This is a genomic window from Streptomyces sp. NPDC054847 (genome assembly GCF_053610925.1).
Genome location: NZ_JBSGZJ010000523.1, coordinates 1 through 4,708, shown reverse-complemented (window position 1 = coordinate 4,708; position 4,708 = coordinate 1). Strand labels below are relative to the sequence as shown.

Below are 4,708 nucleotides of genomic sequence, written 5' to 3'. Positions count from 1 at the left end.
GCCTTCGCCTGCGCGGACGGGCCGGAGCGGGCCAGCAGATCGAGGACGACGGAAGCGGTCCAGCTGAAGCCGGTCGCCCCACGCGCCTGCCCGGTGTGCGGATCGACGTACTCGGCGAAGCCGGAACCACCGGCGAAGGCGAGCACCGCCTGCTCCAGGGCGTCGGCCAGGCCCGCCTCGCCGTGCTGCCGCAGCCCCCGCTCCAGGAGCCAGTTCACGTTGAACCAGGCCGGCCCGCGCCAGTAGCGGGACGCGTCGAAGGCAGGGCCCCGCAGGTCGTAGCTGGGCACCAGGCCACAGACCGAACCGAGCCCGAAATGCGGCCCCGTCATGGTGCGCACCAGAGCCTGCGCGACGGGCCCGGGAAGCGAGGGAAGCGCCAGCGGCAGCAGACCGGCGACGCTCCTGTCGCGCACCAGGGCGCCGGTGCGCACGTCCCGGCACAGGAACATCCCCGCCTCCTCGTCCCACAGCCGCTCCACCAGCGCGGCGGTCAGCCGCTGCGCCCGCGACCGGTGCGGCGCCGCGTCCTGCCCCAGCTCGCCGGCGATGGCCGCCAGGGCATGCTCCGACAGGGCGAGCAGCGCGTTGAACCCGGGGTCCTCGACGACGAACGCGTGCTCCGTGCCCGCGTCGCGGTAACCGTGGTCCCGGTAGTGCGCGGCCAGAGCGACGTACCGGCCGTAGTCCAGATCCGTGGGCCGGTCCGCACGGTCGCCGTGACCGAGGTCGGCCCGCCGGAAGGAACCGGCCGGGGCCGGTTCCACCCGCTCGAGGGGCTCGTCCCAGCAGGGGCTGTTGTCCATGCCGGGCTCCCACGGGTGGAGCACGGCCGCCAGCCCCCGGCCGCCGAAATCGCGGCAGCGCAGCAGATAGTCGTGCCAGGCCACCAGCGCGGGCCACGCCCGCTCCAGGAAGCCCCGGCGGCGTGAGGCGCCCGGGTCGCCGCGGTGGACCAGCCAGGCGGCCAGCGCGTGCACGGGCGGCTGCACGATGCCGGACGTCTCCGTCGCGGCCGGGGCGCCCGCCGCCCGGCCCGCCGTGGAGGACCGCCAGAAGTCGGGGCTCGGGAAGTACGCCCCGAGCGGCACGGCGGGGTTGAAGACGATGTGCGGGATGCGCCCGTCGGCCCACTGCGCGGCCAGCAGCGTCTCCAGCTCGCGCTGGGCACGCTCGGGCGACAGATGACGCAGCCCGATGGCGATGAACGCCGAGTCCCAGCTCCACTGGTGCGGATACAGGGCGGGGGAGGGGACGGTCGAAGCCCCCGTCCAGTTGCCCACCAGCACCTGCGCGGCCCGCCGGCGCAGCTCCTCGAGCCCGGCGTCCGCAGCCGCGGCGACGGCCTGCGCGGGCCCGGCCTGCGGCGGAACCACGCCCTGCGCGGGACCTGGCCGCGGCGGGGGGACCTGGGCCCCGGCAGGGACCTGCGGGGGCCCGGCCTGCGGCGGGACGAGGGGGCTGCGCGGCCTGGAGGCGTCGGCGGGAAGCTCACCGGGCGGCAGGGGCGCCTTCGGAGCGGCCTGCCCGGGAACGAGCGGGCCGCGGACGCGTTCCACCAGGGAGCTCCAGATGCTCGGGACCGCACACAGCGGAGGACAGCGACAGGGTATGCGCCGCCCCCGCGGGAAATCACCACCCCTGCACAGTGACATTCCCGACATAAGCTCCCGGCGGGTGGGAGGCCGGGCCCACGCGCCCCGGGCGGTCCGCCCGCGCGTCCGCCCGCCTCACCACGCGCCCCCGGGAGGCCCGGCCGGGGCTCCCCCCGCCTCACCACGCGCCCCGCAACGCCGGCGCAACGCCCCTCCCGCCCGCCCCGCCCGCACCTCCCGCACGCCGGGCGGACCCGCCCGCGGCCCCCTTGCACCCCGCTTGCCCCCGGCGCGCTTTGCTGCTCTGAAGGCGCCCGGCGCTCCGGCGCAGTGCCCGCGCCCTCCACCGGCACTGCGCCCCCGCTCCGGCGCGCCGGTCCACCCTGCCTTTCCGGCGGCCGGACGGGCACACCGCACCGCACCTCTCGCACGCGAAGGAGCACCATGACGTCGTCCCGCTTCATCGAAGCCCTGCTCGGCGCCGAACGCCCCCTGGTCATGGAGGTCAAGCGGCGCGACGCGCACGGCATCGACCTCATGTCGGGCCGCACGCCCGCCGACATCGTCGCCGGCTACGAGGCGGCCGGCGCCCCCTGCATCTCCGTGGTCACCGGACGCTGGTTCGGCGGCACCCCCGATCTGCTGCGCGACGTCGCCCGCCTCACCGAACTCCCGCTGCTCCAGAAGGACTTCATCACCCGTCGCGACCAGCTCGAGACCGCCAGGACCCTCGGCGCGTCCGCGGTGCTGCTCACCGCCGCGCTGCTGCCGGCCTCCAGCATGCGCTCCCTGGTGACCGCCGCCCTGCGCACCGGCCTCACCCCGTTCGTCGAGATCACCGGCGAGGCCGAGCTCGAGAACATCCCGCACGCCGACGAATGCGTGATCGCCGTCAACAACAAGGACATCAAGACCCGCGAACAGGACACCGGCGACATCGGCCGCAGCCTGGCGCTGCTGCCCGCCCTGACCGCCGCCGGCACCCCCTGCCCGGTCAGCGCCAGCGCGATCGACACCCCCGAGACCGCCGCCCGCCTGCTGCGGGCCGGCTACCGGGGCCTGCTCATCGCCACCGCGCTGCTGCGCACCGAGGACCTGCACGCCTGGCCCACCGTCAGCAGCGCCCGCCATGCCCCGGCCGCCTGAACCCCCCGCCGCGCCCGCCCCGTCCCGGCCGGCAGCCGCGCCCGTACCCGTGCCCCGGTCGGCAGACACGCCCGCACCCGCGCCCGCACCCGAGGTCCCGGCGCCCCCGGCAGCCGTGCCCGTACCTGCCCCCCGGTCGGCAGACACGCCCGCGCCCGCCGCGCCGGGGACGGCGGCCGCCGCGAGCCACGGCGTGCGGATCGAGGAGATCACCCTCGACGCCGGCGCCCTTCAGCTGTCCGCCCTGTACGCGAGACCCCACTCGGCCGCCGGTGAGCCACGGGCCGTCGTCGTCGCCGTCCACGGCCTCGGCATGCACGCCCGCTACTTCCACTCACCCGCCCACCCCGATCTGTCCCTGCTCACCCTCGCCGCGCGCCTCGGCCACCCGGTCCTCGCCGTCGACCGCCCCGGCCACGGCCGCCTCGCCGCCCGCCACCCGGACGGCCAGCCGCTCGCCGAGCAGTCCGCCACCCTGCACCGGGCCCTCGCCGCGTTCGCCCGGGAACACCCCACCGGCGCCGGGTTCTTCCTCCTCGCCCACTCCTACGGCGGGAAGCTCGCCCTGCACGCCGCGGCCGACGACACCGACGACACCCTGATCGGCCTCGACATCTCCGGCCTCGGCGACCACTACGCCCCCGCCGCCCGCGGCTTCCCCGCCACCCTCGGCGGCGGCGCATGGGGCCTCAACTGGGGCCCCATGCACCTCTATCCGCCCGGCACCTTCCAGGGCGCCCGCGACCTGATGGCCCCCACCCCGCGCCGCGAGGAGCACGACCCCGGCCCGCCCTGGCCGCTGCGCTACCGGCAGCTCGCCCCCCGCGTGCGGGTGCCCGTACGCCTCACCTTCGCCGAGCACGAACAGTGGTGGCACACCGACGACGCCGCCCTCACCGCGATGGCCGCCCGCCTCAGCGCCTCCCCGCGGGTCCGCGTCGACCGCCAGGACGCGGCCGGCCACAACATCAGCCTCGGCTGGGCCGCCCGCTCCTACCACCTGCGTGCCCTCGCCTTCCTCGAGGAGTGCGTGAACCGCTGACCGCCCCCACCGCACGACGCTGCCCCGGCCCCTGAGACAGGGACCGGGGCAGCAGCGTGAACGGAACCGTCAGGACACCACCCGGCTCACCAGCTCGTCCCGCATCCGCGCCGGGATCCCCGGCGCGAACTGCCGCAGATAGTGCGACAGATGCAGATCCGTGTTCACCAGGAACGGCAGGTCGAACACCAGCAGCCGGCGCACCGCAAGCAGCGGCACCGGCGAACGCAACGGCCGGAAGTCCTCGTTCCACAGGCCCGGCTCCGCACACACCGGATGGAACTGGCCGATCATCAGCCCCTCGGCGACGAACTCGTCCTTCGCCGCCCGCTGCAAAGCGTCCAGCGGCGCCGAGTCCGACCGGTCCAGATGCGGCAGCACCATCAGCAGCGTGAGCAGCTCCCGCTCCTCCGCGTCCAGGTCCACCGCCAGCTTCTCGTACCAGACCCGCAGATGCGCCACCGCGTCCGCGAGATCGGCCTCGTCCGTCCCCGCCGCCGGCACCGCCAGCAGGAACAGGTCACGGCGCAGCGACGGCTGCGTGTACGGGCACACGGGGCCGCTGCGGCCCAGCGCCGGATGCCCGCTCACCAGGAACTCGCGGCTCCATTCCAGTACCTGCCGCAGCGGCCCGGCATGCTCCGGCGGCACCGTGTCCTGCTCCACCTCGGAGGCGGAGAAGATCCCCAGCGTCTCGTCGCCCCTCACCCCGGATCCCTCCACAGCGGCTCCAGCGACGCCCCGCCGCCGGGCAGCGTGAGCGCCGGCCCGGCCGGCGTGAAGCCGTGCCGCAGGCACGCCGCCCGCCCGCCGGGCGAACTCGCCTCCGTGTACACACCGACGCCCTGCGCGTCCGCCCACGACGTCACCTCACCCACCAGCGACGCCAGCACACCCGCGCCGCGCGCCCGGGGGGACACCGCAC

4 protein-coding genes and 1 pseudogene are annotated in these 4,708 nt (G+C 76.1%); 2 read left to right on the top strand and 3 right to left on the bottom strand.

What is annotated here, in order from left to right:
* Window positions 1–1,310, bottom strand: a 1,310-nt coding sequence (locus ACWGH4_RS31495) for an MGH1-like glycoside hydrolase domain-containing protein (RefSeq protein WP_453466896.1), incomplete at its 3' end; no start/stop codon positions are given.
* A gap of 729 nt (window positions 1,311–2,039) precedes the next feature.
* Here ACWGH4_RS31495 and ACWGH4_RS31490 point away from each other — a divergent pair.
* Entirely contained in the window at window positions 2,040–2,741 is a 702-nt protein-coding gene (locus tag ACWGH4_RS31490) for an indole-3-glycerol-phosphate synthase (protein ID WP_453466894.1), read from the top strand.
* Window positions 2,742–2,856: 115 nt separating this feature from the next.
* A complete protein-coding gene (locus ACWGH4_RS31485; RefSeq protein WP_453466892.1) occupies window positions 2,857–3,783 on the top strand; it encodes an alpha/beta hydrolase in 927 nt (308 codons plus the stop codon).
* A gap of 69 nt (window positions 3,784–3,852) precedes the next feature.
* Here the strand turns inward: ACWGH4_RS31485 and ACWGH4_RS31480 are convergent, their stop codons facing one another.
* Window positions 3,853–4,491 (bottom strand): DUF6875 domain-containing protein, encoded by a 639-nt coding sequence (locus tag ACWGH4_RS31480; protein WP_453466890.1) that lies wholly within the window; start codon window positions 4,489–4,491, stop codon window positions 3,853–3,855.
* Window positions 4,488–4,708: pseudogene (locus ACWGH4_RS31475) on the bottom strand (hypothetical protein); the annotation flags it as partial. The gene ACWGH4_RS31480 and the pseudogene ACWGH4_RS31475, both read right to left, overlap by 4 nt.

Coding starts and splice junctions, on each gene's coding strand:
- ACWGH4_RS31490 (WP_453466894.1), top strand. CDS start 2,040: ATGACGTCGTCCCGCTTCATCGAAGCCCTGCTCGGCGCCGAACGCCCC.